The sequence below is a fragment of the Marinobacterium ramblicola genome (assembly GCF_019084545.1).
Taxonomy (GTDB): Bacteria; Pseudomonadota; Gammaproteobacteria; order Pseudomonadales; family Balneatricaceae; genus Marinobacterium_D; species Marinobacterium_D ramblicola.
Genome location: NZ_JAHREP010000006.1, coordinates 13,389 through 28,072, shown reverse-complemented (window position 1 = coordinate 28,072; position 14,684 = coordinate 13,389). Strand labels below are relative to the sequence as shown.

At 57.6% G+C, this 14,684-nt stretch carries 15 protein-coding genes and 3 tRNA genes; 8 read left to right on the top strand and 10 right to left on the bottom strand.

All coding sequences use genetic code 11. The features are described from left to right. The first annotated feature begins 158 nt into the window (after positions 1–158). The 3 genes from KQ940_RS05870 (at position 159) to KQ940_RS05860 (ending at position 2,591) form a co-directional block, all read left to right on the top strand. A complete protein-coding gene (locus KQ940_RS05870; protein WP_217412505.1) occupies positions 159–866 on the top strand; it encodes an MlaA family lipoprotein in 708 nt (235 codons plus the stop codon). 73 nt (positions 867–939) lie between these two features. Continuing rightward, positions 940–2,109, top strand: a complete 1,170-nt coding sequence (locus tag KQ940_RS05865; protein WP_217412504.1) for a PP2C family protein-serine/threonine phosphatase — start codon at positions 940–942, stop codon at positions 2,107–2,109. Continuing rightward, positions 2,106–2,591 (top strand): STAS domain-containing protein, encoded by a 486-nt coding sequence (locus tag KQ940_RS05860; protein ID WP_217412503.1) that lies wholly within the window; start codon positions 2,106–2,108, stop codon positions 2,589–2,591. Before KQ940_RS05865 ends, KQ940_RS05860 begins: the two co-directional genes overlap by 4 nt. Before the next feature lie 70 nt (positions 2,592–2,661). On the opposite strand, the gene KQ940_RS05855 is transcribed toward KQ940_RS05860, so the two are convergent. From KQ940_RS05855 to KQ940_RS05810, 10 genes are all read right to left on the bottom strand, one after another. Further along, on the bottom strand, positions 2,662–3,519 hold the full coding sequence (locus KQ940_RS05855; protein WP_217412502.1) for an aminotransferase class IV: 858 nt from the start codon (positions 3,517–3,519) through the stop codon (positions 2,662–2,664). A 200-nt stretch (positions 3,520–3,719) separates the two neighbouring features. Then, on the bottom strand, positions 3,720–4,607 hold the full coding sequence (locus tag KQ940_RS05850) for a LysR family transcriptional regulator (protein WP_217412501.1): 888 nt from the start codon (positions 4,605–4,607) through the stop codon (positions 3,720–3,722). A 30-nt stretch (positions 4,608–4,637) separates the two neighbouring features. Continuing rightward, complete coding sequence (locus KQ940_RS05845) at positions 4,638–5,483, bottom strand: DUF4392 domain-containing protein (RefSeq protein ID WP_217412500.1); 846 nt, start codon at positions 5,481–5,483, stop codon at positions 4,638–4,640. A 19-nt stretch (positions 5,484–5,502) separates the two neighbouring features. Continuing rightward, positions 5,503–6,444: a 5-oxoprolinase subunit C family protein gene (locus tag KQ940_RS05840; RefSeq protein WP_217412499.1), complete on the bottom strand. Its 942-nt coding sequence runs from the start codon at positions 6,442–6,444 to the stop codon at positions 5,503–5,505. Beyond that, entirely contained in the window at positions 6,441–7,118 is a 678-nt protein-coding gene (gene pxpB, locus KQ940_RS05835; protein ID WP_217412498.1) for a 5-oxoprolinase subunit PxpB, read from the bottom strand. Before pxpB ends, KQ940_RS05840 begins: the two co-directional genes overlap by 4 nt. Then, positions 7,115–7,849, bottom strand: a complete 735-nt coding sequence (locus KQ940_RS05830; RefSeq protein WP_217412497.1) for a 5-oxoprolinase subunit PxpA — start codon at positions 7,847–7,849, stop codon at positions 7,115–7,117. Before KQ940_RS05830 ends, pxpB begins: the two co-directional genes overlap by 4 nt. Positions 7,850–7,874: 25 nt before the next feature. Next, on the bottom strand, positions 7,875–8,663 hold the full coding sequence (locus tag KQ940_RS05825; RefSeq protein WP_217412496.1) for a putative hydro-lyase: 789 nt from the start codon (positions 8,661–8,663) through the stop codon (positions 7,875–7,877). A 167-nt stretch (positions 8,664–8,830) separates the two neighbouring features. Next, positions 8,831–9,796, bottom strand: coding sequence for a transaldolase (gene tal, locus KQ940_RS05820; RefSeq protein ID WP_281419210.1), 966 nt, complete (start codon positions 9,794–9,796; stop codon positions 8,831–8,833). After that, positions 9,786–10,841: a tRNA dihydrouridine(20/20a) synthase DusA gene (dusA, locus tag KQ940_RS05815; RefSeq protein WP_217412495.1), complete on the bottom strand. Its 1,056-nt coding sequence runs from the start codon at positions 10,839–10,841 to the stop codon at positions 9,786–9,788. The genes tal and dusA overlap by 11 nt, the downstream gene beginning before the upstream one ends. A 99-nt stretch (positions 10,842–10,940) precedes the next feature. Next, positions 10,941–11,636 carry a class I SAM-dependent methyltransferase gene (locus KQ940_RS05810; RefSeq protein WP_217412494.1) on the bottom strand — a complete coding sequence of 232 codons (696 nt, stop codon included), beginning with the start codon at positions 11,634–11,636 and terminating at the stop codon, positions 10,941–10,943. 239 nt (positions 11,637–11,875) lie between these two features. Here KQ940_RS05810 and KQ940_RS05805 point away from each other — a divergent pair, with 239 nt between their 5' ends. The 5 genes from KQ940_RS05805 to KQ940_RS05785 all read left to right on the top strand — a co-directional run bounded on the left by KQ940_RS05805 (position 11,876) and on the right by KQ940_RS05785 (position 14,567). After that, a complete protein-coding gene (locus KQ940_RS05805; protein WP_217412493.1) occupies positions 11,876–12,250 on the top strand; it encodes a diacylglycerol kinase in 375 nt (124 codons plus the stop codon). Positions 12,251–12,641: 391 nt separating this feature from the next. Further along, positions 12,642–14,129: a glutamate--tRNA ligase gene (gene gltX / locus KQ940_RS05800; protein WP_217412492.1), complete on the top strand. Its 1,488-nt coding sequence runs from the start codon at positions 12,642–12,644 to the stop codon at positions 14,127–14,129. Between the two features lie 164 nt (positions 14,130–14,293). Next, positions 14,294–14,369 (top strand) — tRNA-Ala (locus tag KQ940_RS05795). A 20-nt stretch (positions 14,370–14,389) separates the two neighbouring features. After that, positions 14,390–14,465, top strand: a tRNA-Glu gene (locus tag KQ940_RS05790). Positions 14,466–14,491: 26 nt separating this feature from the next. Further along, positions 14,492–14,567 (top strand) — tRNA-Ala (locus KQ940_RS05785). Positions 14,568–14,684 lie beyond the last annotated feature (117 nt).

Genomic DNA, 14,684 nt, shown 5'->3' with positions numbered 1-14,684 from the left:
TTTGAGTCTAGTGCGCGTTAGGGAAAAGGGAAGCACGGGGCTATCTATCTGTATCTACAGGGAACGATCGCGGATAAAAATTGTCTCCGTGCCTTTTTATAGCAGGTGTAACAAGGGTAGAATGCGCAGAATTCGATTTTTGGAAAAAAGGAATTGTAATGCTGGTCAAAACACTGCGTCAGGGAACCGTATGCACTGTGATGGCTCTACTGCTGGCGGCACCGGTAAACGCTGAAACAACTGAGCAGAACGACCCATTGGAGGGTCTTAATCGCGCTGTGTTCAGCTTCAACGAGCAGGTGGACCGCTTCGCCCTGAAGCCGCTCGCGCAGGGATATCGTTATGTGATGCCGGACATCGCCGAGCGTGGCGTAAGTAACTTTTTTAGTAACCTTGGCGATATCCGTTCAGCTGTGAATAATCTTCTTCAGGGCAAGATTAACGACGCATTGACCAGCGTATCGCGTGTCGTGTTCAACTCAACCTTTGGTTTGGCCGGGTTTATCGACGTTGCCACCCCGATGGGGCTTGAGGAGCAGCATGAGGATTTCGGCCAGACGCTGGGAAGTTGGGGCGTTGGATCCGGTCCCTATCTGGTACTGCCGCTGTTTGGGCCGAGTTCGGTGCGTGATGGCATCGGTCTGGTGCCTGATTTTGCCCTGGATCCGGTGGGCGACGTGGACCATGTACCGACGCGTAATTCGCTGTACGGTCTGAGGATGATCAATGTTCGTGCCAATCTGCTTCGAGCGGAGCAGATCATCTCCGGCGATAAGTACATATTCATACGGGATGCCTATCTGCAGCGTCGGGAGTATCTGGTCAATGATGGTGAAGTTCAGGTCAAATACGACAACGACTTCTGATATCAGGTTGCAAGGCGCGGGCTGAGCCGATACCTTGAAATCCACTATGTCAGCTAAATCGAGCGACTGATTAATGGGTCATCGAGAGCAGGCGATACTGATGGTATCGGCTTCAACTGCCGTGATCGATCTGGTATTCGATCTCTGTGAGCAGTGCCAGAATACGCATTTGCGCATCATCGTTGCCCACGGCGCCGATGATGTTGATCAACTGCTGGAGCATCGTGCCATTTCACTGGTGATAGTGGACCGCAGCTCTATCGGCGATATCGCCTACTTGAATCAGATTGCCGCCAGCATCAGTCCCATGCCCACCGTTGTGCTGTTGCCGGAGGGAACGGCCGAAGAGATGGTGGTGGCACTGCGCAACGGTGCCGATGACGTGTTCTCCCTGGGCGAATTGCACCAGCACCCGCAGCTGTTCGTCAGCTCCATCGAGCGGCAGCTTAGCCGCGTCAGAATGATTGAGGAAGCGCGTTATCTGCGTGAAAGCCTGGAGCGCAGTCTGGATGAGCTCAAGGCCGACCAGCATGCCGCGCAGCAGTTACAGCTAAAGCTGCTGCCGCCGCCGGTGCGTGAGCTTAATCAGATACTCTTCGAGTACGTGTTGCAGCCGAGCTTGCTGCTCAGTGGTGACTTCGTCGATTCCATCGCCATCAACGAACACCAAACGATATTCTACCTTGCAGACGTTTCCGGGCACGGGGCTTCGTCCGCACTGGTGACGGTGCTGCTGAAAAACATGACCTACCGACTGGTACGCAACTATAACCGCGGTTCCAGCTTCGATATCCAGTCCCCCATGGCGACTCTGCATCGAGTCAACCGGGAGCTGTTGCTGACCGGTCTGGGCAAGCATCTGACGATGTTTATCGGCCTGATCGATGCGCGGGATTCAACGTTGACCTATGCTGTTGGTGGGCATCACCCAATGCCGATTCTGCAGCAGGGGGGTGATGTTGCGTTTCTGGAGGGGCGAGGCATGCCGATAGGCCTTTTTGAACAGCCCGTATTCGATGAAAGGCGTATTGCGTTGCACCCCGAGTTTTCGCTTACTCTGTTCTCCGATGGCATTCTGGAAGTGGCTGAGGGGGGAACGTTGGAAGAGAAAGAAAGTACACTTCTGCGTGCGTGTATGAGTAAAAATCTATCGCCTCAGTCAATTTCTGACAGTATTATTCCGGCCGGACGCATGAATCCGGATGATGTAGCGATCATGACAGTATCTCGAGTTAAACCATGAGCGAAGGCGCCATTTTTTACGCGTGTCGCGATGGGCATTACGTATTGAAGTTTGTTGGTGAGGTGCGTCTGACGCTCTGTTCGACCATCGATCTGCATCTGGAGGCTGTGCTTGGACGAAGCGAGATCCGCGATACGTTGATCGACCTGACCGAGACCAGCACGATCGACAGTACTTCGCTGGGCCTGATTGCCAAGCTTGCGATCAAGGCCGAAGAGAAAGGGTTGCCCCGCCCTGCGCTGGTTTCAACCAATCCCGATATCACCCGCATCCTGTATTCCATGGGCTTCGATCAGGTTTTTTTGCTGCTTGATACCATGCCGACCAGTGCATCCGATCTGGAGCAGGTTCCATTTGTGTTGGAGTCGGAGGATCAGGTGCGTGCTCGCATTATTGGTGCTCATCGCGTGCTGATCGATCTGAACGAATCAAATCGCAATGCGTTCAAGGATCTGGTCGCGACACTCGAGAGTTGCGGCTGAATCTGAAAAAAATCGTAACAATAAAGAAGGGCGCTCTGTGGCGCCCTTCTTTATTGCTCTGGCGTATCGATTAGAAATCGAACTTACGCTCGGTGTAGATGCGGAATGCGGCTTCCCAGACGGGGCCGACCTCGCCGTTTCCGACCGGATTACCGTCCAGTTTAATCACCGGAGCGATCTCCTTGGAGGAGCTGGTGATCCAGATCTCGTCGGCGTTACGCACTTCATCCATGGTGACGGTGCGCTCTTCCACCTTGATGGAGCCGTCGGCCTTCAGACTGTCGATGATGATGCGGCGGGTAATACCCGGCAGTATCTGGTTGTCTTCGATCGGTGTGATCACGACGCCGTCTTTGACGATAAAGGCGTTGCAGGAGCTGCCTTCGGTCAGTTCGTTCTTGTCGTTGTACAGCAGAATCTCGTTATTGCCTGAGGCATAACCCTGCTGGAAATGCATGACGTTGCCCAGTAGCGCAGTGGACTTGATGTTGCAGCGCTTCCAGCGCAGATCCTGAGTGCTGGACACGGTGTAGGGGTGTACCTGGGCACGATCGACCGGCTCTGGCTCTTTGATGCTGAAGGCAAAGGCAAAGATGGTCGGTTCGACATTTTCCGGATAGGCGTGAAAACGTTTGGTGTCGGCGCCGCGCGATACGTGCACGTATACACCGAAGTTATCGCCTTCGTTCTGGGCGATCAGTGTGCCCAGCAGCTCGCGCCATTCATCGACCGACTTGTTGCACTTGATCTCGAGTGCGGCCAGACCGTTGATCATGCGCTGCATGTGAGGCCCGAAACCGACCGGCTGACGGTTGTAGTAGGGGATGACTTCGTAGATACCGTCGCCAAACAGGAAGCCGCGGTCCAGCGGCGAAATGCGGGCTTCTTCCAGCGGAAGGTAGGTGCCGTTCAAATACGCGATACTCATCGATCTGACCTCTAATCTCTCGAACACAGTCGACACCGTTATGATAGGTGCCAAGGTTTCTGACCCAGGGAATACCAAGAGTTTTATAAAAGTGATTATCTATTTCAATACGTTATAAAAGAAAAAGATATTTTTACATAAATGACCAAATGCTCATTAATTCATCTGTTTTTTGCTGAAAAAATGAGAAAATATCCTTCTCATTTGGTCGGAGTGATCATGTTTCTCGCCGTTTCAGCCAATAGCCTCGGCAATATACGATCATCGTCAAGGCGCCACGCACAACAGAAGTTTAGCGCAGGAGCCCTGGGTAAGCTCTCGATGGAGAAGAGTTGTTCCGCTGCTAACTCCTCCGCGACCAGCGGCTCGGGCAGGAAGGCGATACCCACCCCCTGCTTGACCAGGGTCAGCAGGCTGGCAACCGAGCTGCAGGTGTGAATCACCGGAGCTGCGTCACCCAGGGGGGCGAACAGGTTGGTCAGGTAGCGCCAGGGGCGGCTTCCGCGAGGGAAGGAGAGTATCGCCTGTTCGGCAAGATCATGAATGCTGCGGATATTCGATGCCCCCGGAAGGGTGGGGCTTGCTACCCAGCACTGCGCATAGCTGCACAGGGGTTCGCTGACAAACGCCGGCATGGGTTGTTCATCCGCTACCATCAGCACCAGGTCGAGATCGGCGGCTTTGAGTTGTGCGATCAGTGACGAGGTCACATCGCTGATCAGCTCGAAGGCGATGAGTGGATGCTCCGTATGCCAGCTGGTCAGGAGTCGGGAGAGCCATAGGTGGGTCAGCGTATCGACGATGCCGATGCGCACTGTGCCGCGTTCAGGAGCGTCGTCCGTAAGCTGCGTCTTCATCTCGCGGCTGATCGCGATCAGTTTTTCGGCATAGGGTAGCAGCTGTATGCCTCTGGGGGTGAGCTGGGTCCCGCGCTTGTCGCGAGCGAACAGCTGGACGTTGAGTTCATCCTCCAGCGCGCTGATGCGGGCGGATATGGCCGGCTGGGAGGCGTGCAGCTGCGACGCTGCCGCATGGAAGCTGCCCAGGCGTGCAACAGTCAAAAAGGTATGCAGGTTGCGTAGACGCACGGTAAGCCTTATCTCCAGCCGGCCATCGGTTCAGTCGATGAATCCTGTCAGTCGTCTCAGTTCGGTGATGACCGCTTCCCCCTCGCTCGACGGCAGGCCGTCTTCGGTCAGTTCGTTGAGACGGGTGACGCCATCGACACTGCCGCGCTCCGACAGGTAGCGCAGGATGGATTGGGGATCGATGCGTGCCAGCAGGTCTTCACCCTTCCAGTAGCCGAGCAGGGCGATGATACCGTATGCACCCCAGTTGGACACATCGGCAATCAGCAATTCATCGACGCGGGTGGCGCTGGGGACGATATTCAGCTTGCTGATCGCATCGACGATATTGCCCATGCCGATCTCGTTGCCGCCGTCGCCTATGCCGATGGTGGGGCAGTTGGCGGCTTTGACGAAGGTATCGAAACAGGCGGTGCGGGCGCTGATGCTTTCACCACGCATGTTGTAGTAGCCACCATCCGCGGCTTGGCCGGGGCGCTCGATGGAGAGCACCACCTCGGGACGGTAGCGGGCCAGTGCTTCCAGCGCCTCCAGCTCACGCAGGTCGTGCTCGCCGACCTGAATCTCGTGTACCTTGTAGTCCGGGGCCAGCATGCTGGAGATCGGCTTGCCGCAGACGATGATCGGTTCGGCACCCAGGTATTTCAGGGTCTGGTAGAGCGCAATGGCGCCCACCGGGCCGTCGGTTTCAAAGGTGTCGACGACCGGGAAGCCGGTGCCGATCAGTACCGTGCCCTTGCAGCCCTGCAGGTGGCGCGCCGCGCGAGCGTAATAGCCGCTGGCCAGCGCAGGCTGCACGTCTTTCATTCCACGCAGGTTTTTCTGGACCAGTAGATCCTCGATCTGTTTATTCAGCTGAGCATTGTTCTCTGTCATAGCCTTAGGTGTCCTGATATCAAGGCGTTACGGCGATCGGTTCGATCATGCTGTAGTAGCGCTGATTAAGTAGCAGTTGATTGTGGGCTTCGTCCTGAGTGAACGGCGTGAAGCTGATCTCGGTACCGGGAAGCATCTGGGCCAGACGGGCCAGATCCTGGGAGAACAGGCTGCCGATCTTGGGGTATCCACCAATGGTCTGGCGATCGTTAAGCAACACGATCGGCTGGCCGTCGGACGGCACCTGGATCGCGCCCAGGCAGATCCCTTCGGACAAAATGCCATTGATCGATGGTGGGATGGCAGGCCCCTCGAGGCGGTAACCCATACGGTCGGCACGATCGCTGATACGGTAGCTGCTGGTGAAGAACAGCTGCTTTTGTACCGCGCTGAAGGCATCCTGCTGGTAGCCGAGAATCACGCGCAAGGGCGCAGTGTTGCGATAGTTCGGCTGATAGGGAGCGGGCAGGCGGAAGCCACCGGCATCGGGGGCGCTGGCGCAGGGTAACCGGTCACCGCTCTGCAGTTTCTGGCCGTTTAGCCCGCCGAGCTTTTCACGCTGTACGGTCGCGGTGCTGCCGAACGTCGGTGGGATATCGAAGCCGCCGCTGACCGCAAGGTAGCCTCGCGCACCCGCCTGGCTGAAGCCCGCCTCTATGCGGTCGCCGACGTTGACCCGGTGCGCTTGCCAGCGCTCCATCTCTTTGCCATTGATCTTCAGCGGCAGTTCGCCACCGGTCAGTACCAGCCAGGTATCGACCTGCGCTTCGAGCACCAGGCTGCCGATGCTGATCTCCAGGGCGGTGGCATTGGGTTCATTGCCCAGCAGGCGGTTGGCCCAGGCGAAGGCCATAGGGTCCAGCGGGCCGCCGGTGGTCAGGCCGATGCGGTGATGGCCGATTCGGCCGCTATCGGTAATCAGTGTCATCAGGCCGGGTTGGCGTACGTTGAATCCGCTCATAGCTCGCCTCCCAGCTCCAGATAGCGCGCTTTGTCGATCGGTTCGAAACTGACTCGATCGCCGACCTGTACCGGCATGCAGGGATCGCTATCCGGATCGAACATGCGGGTGGGACAGCGTCCGATCAGGTTCCAGCCGCCGGGGGAGGCGGAGGGGTAGATGGCGGTCTGGCGATCGGCAATGGCGACCGAACCGCGAGGTACGACCTGGCGCGGTGTGGCCAGGCGCGGTGCGGCGATGCGCTCATCCACCTGACCCAGGTAGGCGAAGCCGGGGGCAAAACCTATAGCGTAGACGCGGTATTCGGTGGTGGCGTGCAGGGCGATCACCTCATCTACGCTCAGCCCCGCTTTCTGCGCCAGCGCCTCCAGGTCGGGTCCCGATTCGGTTGAGTACCAGACCGGTAGTTTAATCAGGGTGCCTTCGGTTACCTCACCCTCGGCGCTGTTGTTGGCCAGTTCCTGCAGGCGCCTGCGCACCTCCAGATGGTCGATCAGAAAGGGGTTGTAGATCACCAGCAGCGATGCATAGGAGGGCACCAGATCGATCAGCGCCTCACCCAGCAGACGTTCGGTTTCGCCGACGGCATGTTGTACCTGTGCCGAGATGCGCGGATCCGTGGTATCACCAAAGTAGAGTATCAGCGAGTTTTCACCGGCCACTGCGATTCTCATGGCGCCAGCATCTCCCGGATCTCGCGAATCGCTTCGATTCCTTCGGCGTTATCGCCATGCACGCAGATGGTATCCACCTCCAGCTTGAGTATGTGGCCGCTGATCGTGGTCACGCTGCTCTCTTCGGACAGTTGGCGTACCTGATCGAGCATCTTCTCGCGGCTGTGCACGGCACCGGGCTTGGTGCGCGACAGCAGTTTGCCGTCGTCGTCATAGCAGCGGTCGGCAAAGGCTTCGAACAGCAGCTCGATGCCGTAGTGTTCAGCCTCAATACGGTGGCTCTCCGCTTCCGGGGTCGCTTGCAGCATCAGTTTGATCGGGCGGTAGTAATCGGCCACCGCTTTCATGATCGCCTGGCGCACGGAGGGCTTGGCCATCATATCGTTATACAGCGCACCGTGCGGCTTAACATAGGCGAGTTCGAGACCTGCGCAGGCGGCCATACCGTCGAGTGCGGAAACCTGGTAATGGATCAGCGCGTGGATCTCGTTGGCGCTGGCGTGTATGGAGCGTCTGCCAAACCCCATCAGGTCGGGGTAGGCCGGGTGAGCGCCGACGGAGACGCCGTTCTCGCGCGCCATGCGTAGGGTGTTCTGGATCACCAGCGGGTCGCCGGCATGAAAGCCGCAGGCGACGTTGGCCTGGTCGATATGGGGCATGACCATCTCGTCCATGCCCATGGACCAGGCACCGAAGCTCTCGCCGAGATCGCAATTGAGTAGTACTGACATCTCTCCTCCTGGCAATGTTCGGTGATCAGAGGATCGCGAGCCGACTGTTGGGCAGGTCGGTCACCAGCATATGGCCCGGACTGTGGGTAATGCAGATCGGCGGGCGCGCCGATTCGATTGCCACCTGGGGGGTTACGCCGCAGGCCCAGAACACGGGTACTTCGCCTTCGTTGATGGTTACCGCATCGCCGAAGTCGGGGGTGCCGATGTCGCGGATACCGATCGCAGCCGGGTCGCCGAAATGCAGCGGTGCGCCATGTACGGAAGGGAAACGCGAGCAGATCTGGATGGCGCGGATGGCATCGGCGGGTTTCATGGGGCGCATGCTGACCACTGTGGTGCCGCTGAAGCGCCCTGCGCTTTTGCAGGGGATGCTGGTGCGGTACATCGGTACATTGACCTTCTCGGTGATATTGCGGATCTCAAGCCCGTCGGCGAGAAGTGCTTCTTCGAAGGAGAAGGAGCAGCCGAGCAGAAAAGCGACCATGTCGTCCTGCCAGTAATCGACGATATCGGTGACTTCGGATCTGAGTTCGCCATTCTCATAGATGCGGTAGCGCGGAATGTCACGGCGGATATCGAGGTCCTTGCCGAGATCCGGCAGCATGTACTCACCCGGATTCGCCGATATGCCGATGATCGGGCAGGGCTTGGGGTTGAGCTGACAGAACATCAGAAACTCGTCGGCGTAGGCTTTGGGGAGAATGGCCAGGTTGCCCTGTACGAAGCCCGCACAATAACCGGAGGTGTTGCTGCTGAAGCTGCCGCTGCGTATCTGCTGGCGCAGTTCGTAGGGTGAGAGTGACGTCGGCATCGATACAAGGCCCTCTTTATCAAGAACATTGGAATTCAACTGATAAACAGAGTGTATAACGTGGAAATGCTTTGTCTAATCGATATTGGTTTGCGATGGTGATAAATAAAAATTATCAGAAGGAGCAAAAGAAAGGCGACCGGCAGGGCCGCTCGCCTGGTTGTGGATCAGCCTGCGAGCAGGCGTTCCAGTGTTTCCTGATCCTTGGCGAAGTTACGGATCCCCTCCGCCAGCTTTTCCGTTGCCATGGCGTCGCCATTGAGCGCCCAGCGGAAGGATGATTCTGCCAGGGCTTCTTTACTGTCGGTCGAGCCGCTGTTCTCGGGGCTTAGTTTGCGCTCCAGCGGTTGTTTCAGGCTGGCCAGCTCCTGCAGCAGGGCAGGGGCAATGGTCAGGCGGTCGCAGCCGGCCAGTGCCTGGATCTCGCCAATGTTGCGGAAGCTGGCACCCATCACGATGGTGTCGTAACCGTGGGTCTTGTAATAGCGGTAGATACGGCTCACCGACTGTACGCCGGGATCATTGTCGCCGCTGAAGTTGGCGTCGGGCTGGCGTGCTTTGTGCCAGTCGAGGATGCGGCCAACGAAAGGTGAAATCAGGAATGCGCCGGCGTCGGCACAGGCCTGGGCCTGACTGAAGCCGAACAGCAGGGTCAGGTTGCACTGTATGCCCGCCTTTTCCAGCTGGCGTGCCGCCTCGATCCCCTCCCAGGTGGAGGCGATCTTGATCAGGACGCGGGATGGGTCAACCCCCTGTTGCTGGTACAGCTCGATCAGGCGCTGGGCTTTGTCGATGGTGGCCTGGGTATCGAACGAAAGTCGCGCATCCACCTCGGTGGAGATGCGGCCGGGGATGATCTCCAGGATCTCGCGCCCGATCAGTGTCGCCAGGTAGTCGCTCATATTGGCCAGCTGATCGCGATCGCTTCCGCCCTGAGTCAGGGCGTATTGCCGCGCCTTATCGAGCAGCGGTGCGTACTTCTCGTCCTGGCTGGCCTTCAGCAGCAGCGAGGGGTTGGTGGTGGCATCCACCGGCTGGAAGGCGCGGATCGCGTCGATGTCGCCGGTATCCGCGACGACGGTGGTGATCTTTTTAAGCTGTTCAAGCTGATCCATCTGATCTTCAGTCCTCATCGGGCATTGAATTCGGTGTGACGAAGCGCAGTGCTTCGCGGAATGTGGCGACGCCGGCTTCACGTTGGTGTCCGTTTTCGCTCAGGTGGCGCCGGAACTGGCGTCCGCCACGCTGGCCATGAAACAGTCCCAGCAGATGCTTGACCACCGCGTACAGCGGGGCGCCCTCTGCAATGCGCCGTTCCAGATAGGGGATGAACTGTTCGGCGATCGCCAAACGGTCGGCGATGGCGTGGTTGTCGCCAAAGATGTCGGCGTCCGCTCGGCTGAGGATCGGATAGGGGTTCTGATAGGCTTCCCGGCCAATCATCACGCCATCGACATGCTCAAGGTGCGCTTGCGCTTCTTCCAGTGATTTGATGCCGCCGTTGATGATGATCTCCAGCTCGGGAAAAAGCTGCTTGATCCGATAAACGTGCTCATAGATCAGCGGCGGGATCTCCCGATTCTCCTTCGGGCTCAAGCCGTCGAGAATCGCTTTTCGGGCATGGATGGTAAAGCTGCGACAGCCACTCTGTTTGACGATTTCGACGAACCGGTGGAGGTGTTCGAAACTATCCAGATCGTCGATGCCCAGGCGATGTTTGATCGTCACCGGCAGTCGGGTTGCCGCCTGCATCTCGCTCAGGCATTCCGCCACCAGCTGGGGGTGCGCCATCAGGCAGGCGCCGATCATATTGTTTTGCACCCGGTCCGAGGGGCAGCCGACGTTGAGGTTGACCTCATCGTAGCCCCAGTCCTCCGCCATGCGGGCGCACTCGGCGAGCTCCTTTGGATTACTGCCGCCAAGCTGCAAGGCCAGAGGATGTTCGCTTTTGTCGTAGCGCAGGAAACGCTCGCGATCACCGTGGATCAGCGCGCCGGTGGTGACCATCTCGGTATAGAGCAGGGTATGGCGCGACATCAATCGATGGAAGACACGCGCGTCGGAAGTCGTCCAGTCCATCATCGGGGCAACGGACAGTCTGCGGTTGACCTTATCGTCGGGCGTTGCGGCACTTTTCGTAAGTGGTGTGTCGTCGGGCAGGGGCGCGTGAATCGTCATCAAATACTTCAGTTGTCGAGCGGTTGTCGAGCCGGCTACGGCTCTGAGTTGGATGGATTTCGGGATTCTATCACAGCGTTCTTGACAACCCTATTAGCGTCAGGGATTACGCGCCGCAATCCGAGCTGCCCGCCCCTGGCGTAGCAACTGTAGCTCAAGTATCTCGAACCCGCACAGGGATAGCAGGCTGCTGATATCCTCGGCGCTGTAGCGATTGTGTTCAAAGTAGTCACGAAAACAGTCATTCATCTCCGGCGCCTCCAGCTCGGCCCTGGCGAAGTCGGTGTCGGGGAATTTATGCTGCAGGAAGGTATCCAGTGGCTGGCGGATCATGTCGGTCAATATCAATATGCCGCCCGGCTTGAGCCAGTGTCGCAGTGCGCGGAACAGCATGACCGGCTGAAACAGTTCGTGGATCAGCATGTTGGCCAGGCAGGCATCCAGCGATTGGTGTGGGAAGATGTTGTTGCCGGGTGCATTGAGGTCGGCAACCCGAATCTCTAGATTTTCAGGTTTCTCTTCAATACTGGCCAGCATGTAGGGCGCGATTTCAATGCCGGTGAGTCGATAGTTCGGGTGTTGATGCGCCAGCTGTTTCAGAAAAAGCGCCGGTCCGCAGCCCAGGTCGGCAATGTGGAGGTTTTCGGAGTTGGGCACGTGAGTACGCCAAAATGCCCAGAAATCAGTATCATGGTTGCGCTCGTGGGTGCTGACTGTCTTGGCTGCAGCCTTGGAGCCGTCGCCGCCATGGTGCTGCTCCAGATAGCGTTGGGTATCGTTCAGCTTGTCAGTCACCGGGCGTCTCCCTTGGTCTGTCTCGTGATTCCCTCAAAGCACTGCCGTACCTCGGCTCAGGTCGGGTGTGCTCAGTTGCGTATGCCTATGAGTATAATGCGTGAAATGGCTGGAGCGTGAATGGCTGTAGCCGCTTTGATTACCGCGGTGCTCATTTGGGTAACGGGGTGTTGCTGTTGGGTGAGTTGAGTGAGCTTAGTTAACTGAGTGGATCGCCGTCTGATGAATGAGGTGAAAGAGTGATCGTAACGAAATCCACGGGGCTGGCGCGTTTTTACCACGCTACGCGTTATTCCATTAAGGGTATCCGTGCCGCCTATGCCAGTGAGCCCGCCTTCCGCTACGAGGTATGGATCGCGGCTCCGATGACACCGCTTGCATTTCTGCTCGCTGAAACCGGTCTGCAGCTGGGACTGCTGATTGCCGCGCTGCTGCTGGTGCTGATGATGGAGCTGCTGAACACCGCGATAGAGGCAATCGTGGATCGTGCCGGTACGGAGTTTCACCAGTTGGCAGGCCTGGCCAAGGATCTTGGGTCCGCAACGGTGTTTCTATCGTTATTGATAACGGCCGCGATCTGGGGCGGCGTGATCTGGGATAATTTTTTTAGCTGATGTAGATGGGGCGCTTATCGCAGGCAAAAAAAACGCCGCAATCCTTGCGGATGCGGCGGGTTCGCAGTGCCCCTCGTGTGCGAAAAAGTTGGTTCGGCGGCCGTTGCTTAGCGTCTGGCTCACCAACCTGATCTGTATAAAGCATTCTCCGTGCCAACTAATTAGAAACACTGGTTTTCGGCTCTTTGTAGGCGTTTCCTGCTGTGCCCAGGGTGAAAAGAAGAGTAATAGTGCACCATCTCGGTGCCGGCGTGCTCTCGGGGAGTGCTTTCTGTTGAATTGGGCCAGGGGAGGCTGCTGCGCCGTCGTGCTGATGGCGAACCGGTGTCCGCAGGGGCTATAATCCCGTTTTTTCACGATATTTTTCACTACAGGATCAAAACAGGACATCATGACTGTTCGTACCCGCATTGCACCCTCTCCAACCGGTGATCCTCATGTAGGGACCGCTTATATTGCGCTGTTTAACCTCGCTTTTGCTCGTCAGCATGGCGGGCAGTTTATTCTGCGCATTGAAGATACCGATCAGACCCGCAGCACCCCCGAGTCGGAGCAGGCGATTCTCGATTCCCTGCGCTGGTTGGGGCTGGAGTGGGACGAGGGTCCCGATGTAGGCGGTGAACATGGTCCTTACCGGCAGAGTGAGCGCAAGGCGATGTACAAGGACTTCGCCATGCGTCTGGTGGAGGAGGACAAGGCTTTCCTCTGCTTCCGTACCGCGGATGAGCTGAACGAACTGCGTGAGCAGTTGAAAGCCTCGGGTGCGCAGCGGGCGCTCAAACAGCAGGATCTGGAGCTGCCGGCGGATGAGGTCGAGCGTCGCATGGCGGCGGGCGAACCCTATGTGGTACGCATGAAAGTGCCGACCGAGGGCGTCTGCGAGATCGACGACATGCTGCGCGGCACCATGGAGCTCGACTGGGCTCAGGTGGATGCACAGATTCTGCTCAAGTCCGATGGCATGCCGACCTATCATCTGGCCAACATCGTCGATGATCATCTGATGAAGATCACCCACGTCATCCGTGGCGAGGAGTGGATCAACTCGGCACCCAAGCACAAGCTGCTGTACGAGTACTTCGGTTGGGAGATGCCGAAGCTGTGTCATATGCCGCTGCTGCGTAACCCGGACAAGTCCAAACTGTCCAAGCGCAAGAACCCGACCAGTATTCTGTACTACCAGCGCATGGGGTATATGCCGGAGGCGTTGCTGAACTACCTGGGTCGCATGGGCTGGTCGATGCCCGATGAGCGCGAGAAGTTCAGTCGCGAGGAGATGTTCGCGGCGTTCGATATTCAGCGCGTATCGCTGGGCGGACCTGTTTTCGACCAGGAAAAGTTGAGCTGGTTGAACGGTCTGTGGATCCGCGAGAATCTGTCGCCGGAGCAGTTTGCTGCCCGGGTACAGGAGTGGGCGCTGAACTCCGCCTATCTGTCGCAGATCATCCCATTGATCCAGCCCAGGGTTGAGAAGTTCTCCGATGTTGCGCCGCTGGCCGGGTTCTTCCTGTCCGGCATGATGCCGGTGAGCGAGGCCAGCTTCGAGCACAAGAAGCTGAGCATCGATGATGTGCGCCGGATTCTCCAGTTTGCCTCCTGGTACCTGGACGAGCTGCGCCACTGGGATCGCGATCAGCTGTTCGAGGGGCTGAAGGCGGTAGGCGAGGCGATCGACTTCAAGATCCGCGACTTTCTGTTCCCGCTGTTTGTTGCGATATCCGGTACCGCGCAGAGCGTATCGGTGGTCGATGCAATGGCAATCCTGGGGCCGGATATCAGCCGTGCTCGTGTGCGTCATGCGCTCGAGACTATTGGCGGTCCGTCCAAGAAGCAGGCGAAGAGCTGGGAAAAAGAGTATCGGGCGTTGAATCTCGCTTGATCCTGTCCTGAGTCGCGACGGCCATCACGCCAGCACCGGCGTTGATGGCCGTTTTTGTATAAAAACTAACCTGTTGATCGTAAAAGAAAAAATCATTTTGCGAGTTGATGAAAAGGCTTGACACGCCAGTAGGGTGTCAGTAGTATACGCCCGGTCTTTACGACGGGGCCTTAGCTCAGCTGGGAGAGCGCAACACTGGCAGTGTTGAGGTCAGCGGTTCGATCCCGCTAGGCTCCACCAAACTCGTAAATGTCACTTGCGTCCCATTCGTCTAGTGGCCTAGGACACCGCCCTTTCACGGCGGTAACAGGGGTTCGAACCCCCTATGGGACGCCATCTTGAAGCAGGTATTACCTGTGTGTGGGGCCTTAGCTCAGCTGGGAGAGCGCAACACTGGCAGTGTTGAGGTCAGCGGTTCGATCCCGCTAGGCTCCACCAATCTCTAAGTTCAAACTCTATCCCCCTGACGTGTATTTATCAGCTTGGCGGCAGATCTGCGCTTATTGCGTCAGTGATGGATTCCCGTTGTATGCTCAAGGGGTTTGGTGTTGGATC

Coding starts and splice junctions, on each gene's coding strand:
- KQ940_RS05870 (WP_217412505.1), top strand. CDS start 159: ATGCTGGTCAAAACACTGCGTCAGGGAACCGTATGCACTGTGATGGCT.
- KQ940_RS05865 (WP_217412504.1), top strand. CDS start 940: ATGGGTCATCGAGAGCAGGCGATACTGATGGTATCGGCTTCAACTGCC.
- KQ940_RS05860 (WP_217412503.1), top strand. CDS start 2,106: ATGAGCGAAGGCGCCATTTTTTACGCGTGTCGCGATGGGCATTACGTA.
- KQ940_RS05855 (WP_217412502.1), bottom strand. CDS start 3,519: ATGAGTATCGCGTATTTGAACGGCACCTACCTTCCGCTGGAAGAAGCC.
- KQ940_RS05845 (WP_217412500.1), bottom strand. CDS start 5,483: ATGACAGAGAACAATGCTCAGCTGAATAAACAGATCGAGGATCTACTG.
- KQ940_RS05840 (WP_217412499.1), bottom strand. CDS start 6,444: ATGAGCGGATTCAACGTACGCCAACCCGGCCTGATGACACTGATTACC.
- pxpB (WP_217412498.1), bottom strand. CDS start 7,118: ATGAGAATCGCAGTGGCCGGTGAAAACTCGCTGATACTCTACTTTGGT.
- KQ940_RS05830 (WP_217412497.1), bottom strand. CDS start 7,849: ATGTCAGTACTACTCAATTGCGATCTCGGCGAGAGCTTCGGTGCCTGG.
- KQ940_RS05825 (WP_217412496.1), bottom strand. CDS start 8,663: ATGCCGACGTCACTCTCACCCTACGAACTGCGCCAGCAGATACGCAGC.
- tal (WP_281419210.1), bottom strand. CDS start 9,796: ATGAGGACTGAAGATCAGATGGATCAGCTTGAACAGCTTAAAAAGATC.
- dusA (WP_217412495.1), bottom strand. CDS start 10,841: ATGACGATTCACGCGCCCCTGCCCGACGACACACCACTTACGAAAAGT.
- gltX (WP_217412492.1), top strand. CDS start 12,642: ATGACTGTTCGTACCCGCATTGCACCCTCTCCAACCGGTGATCCTCAT.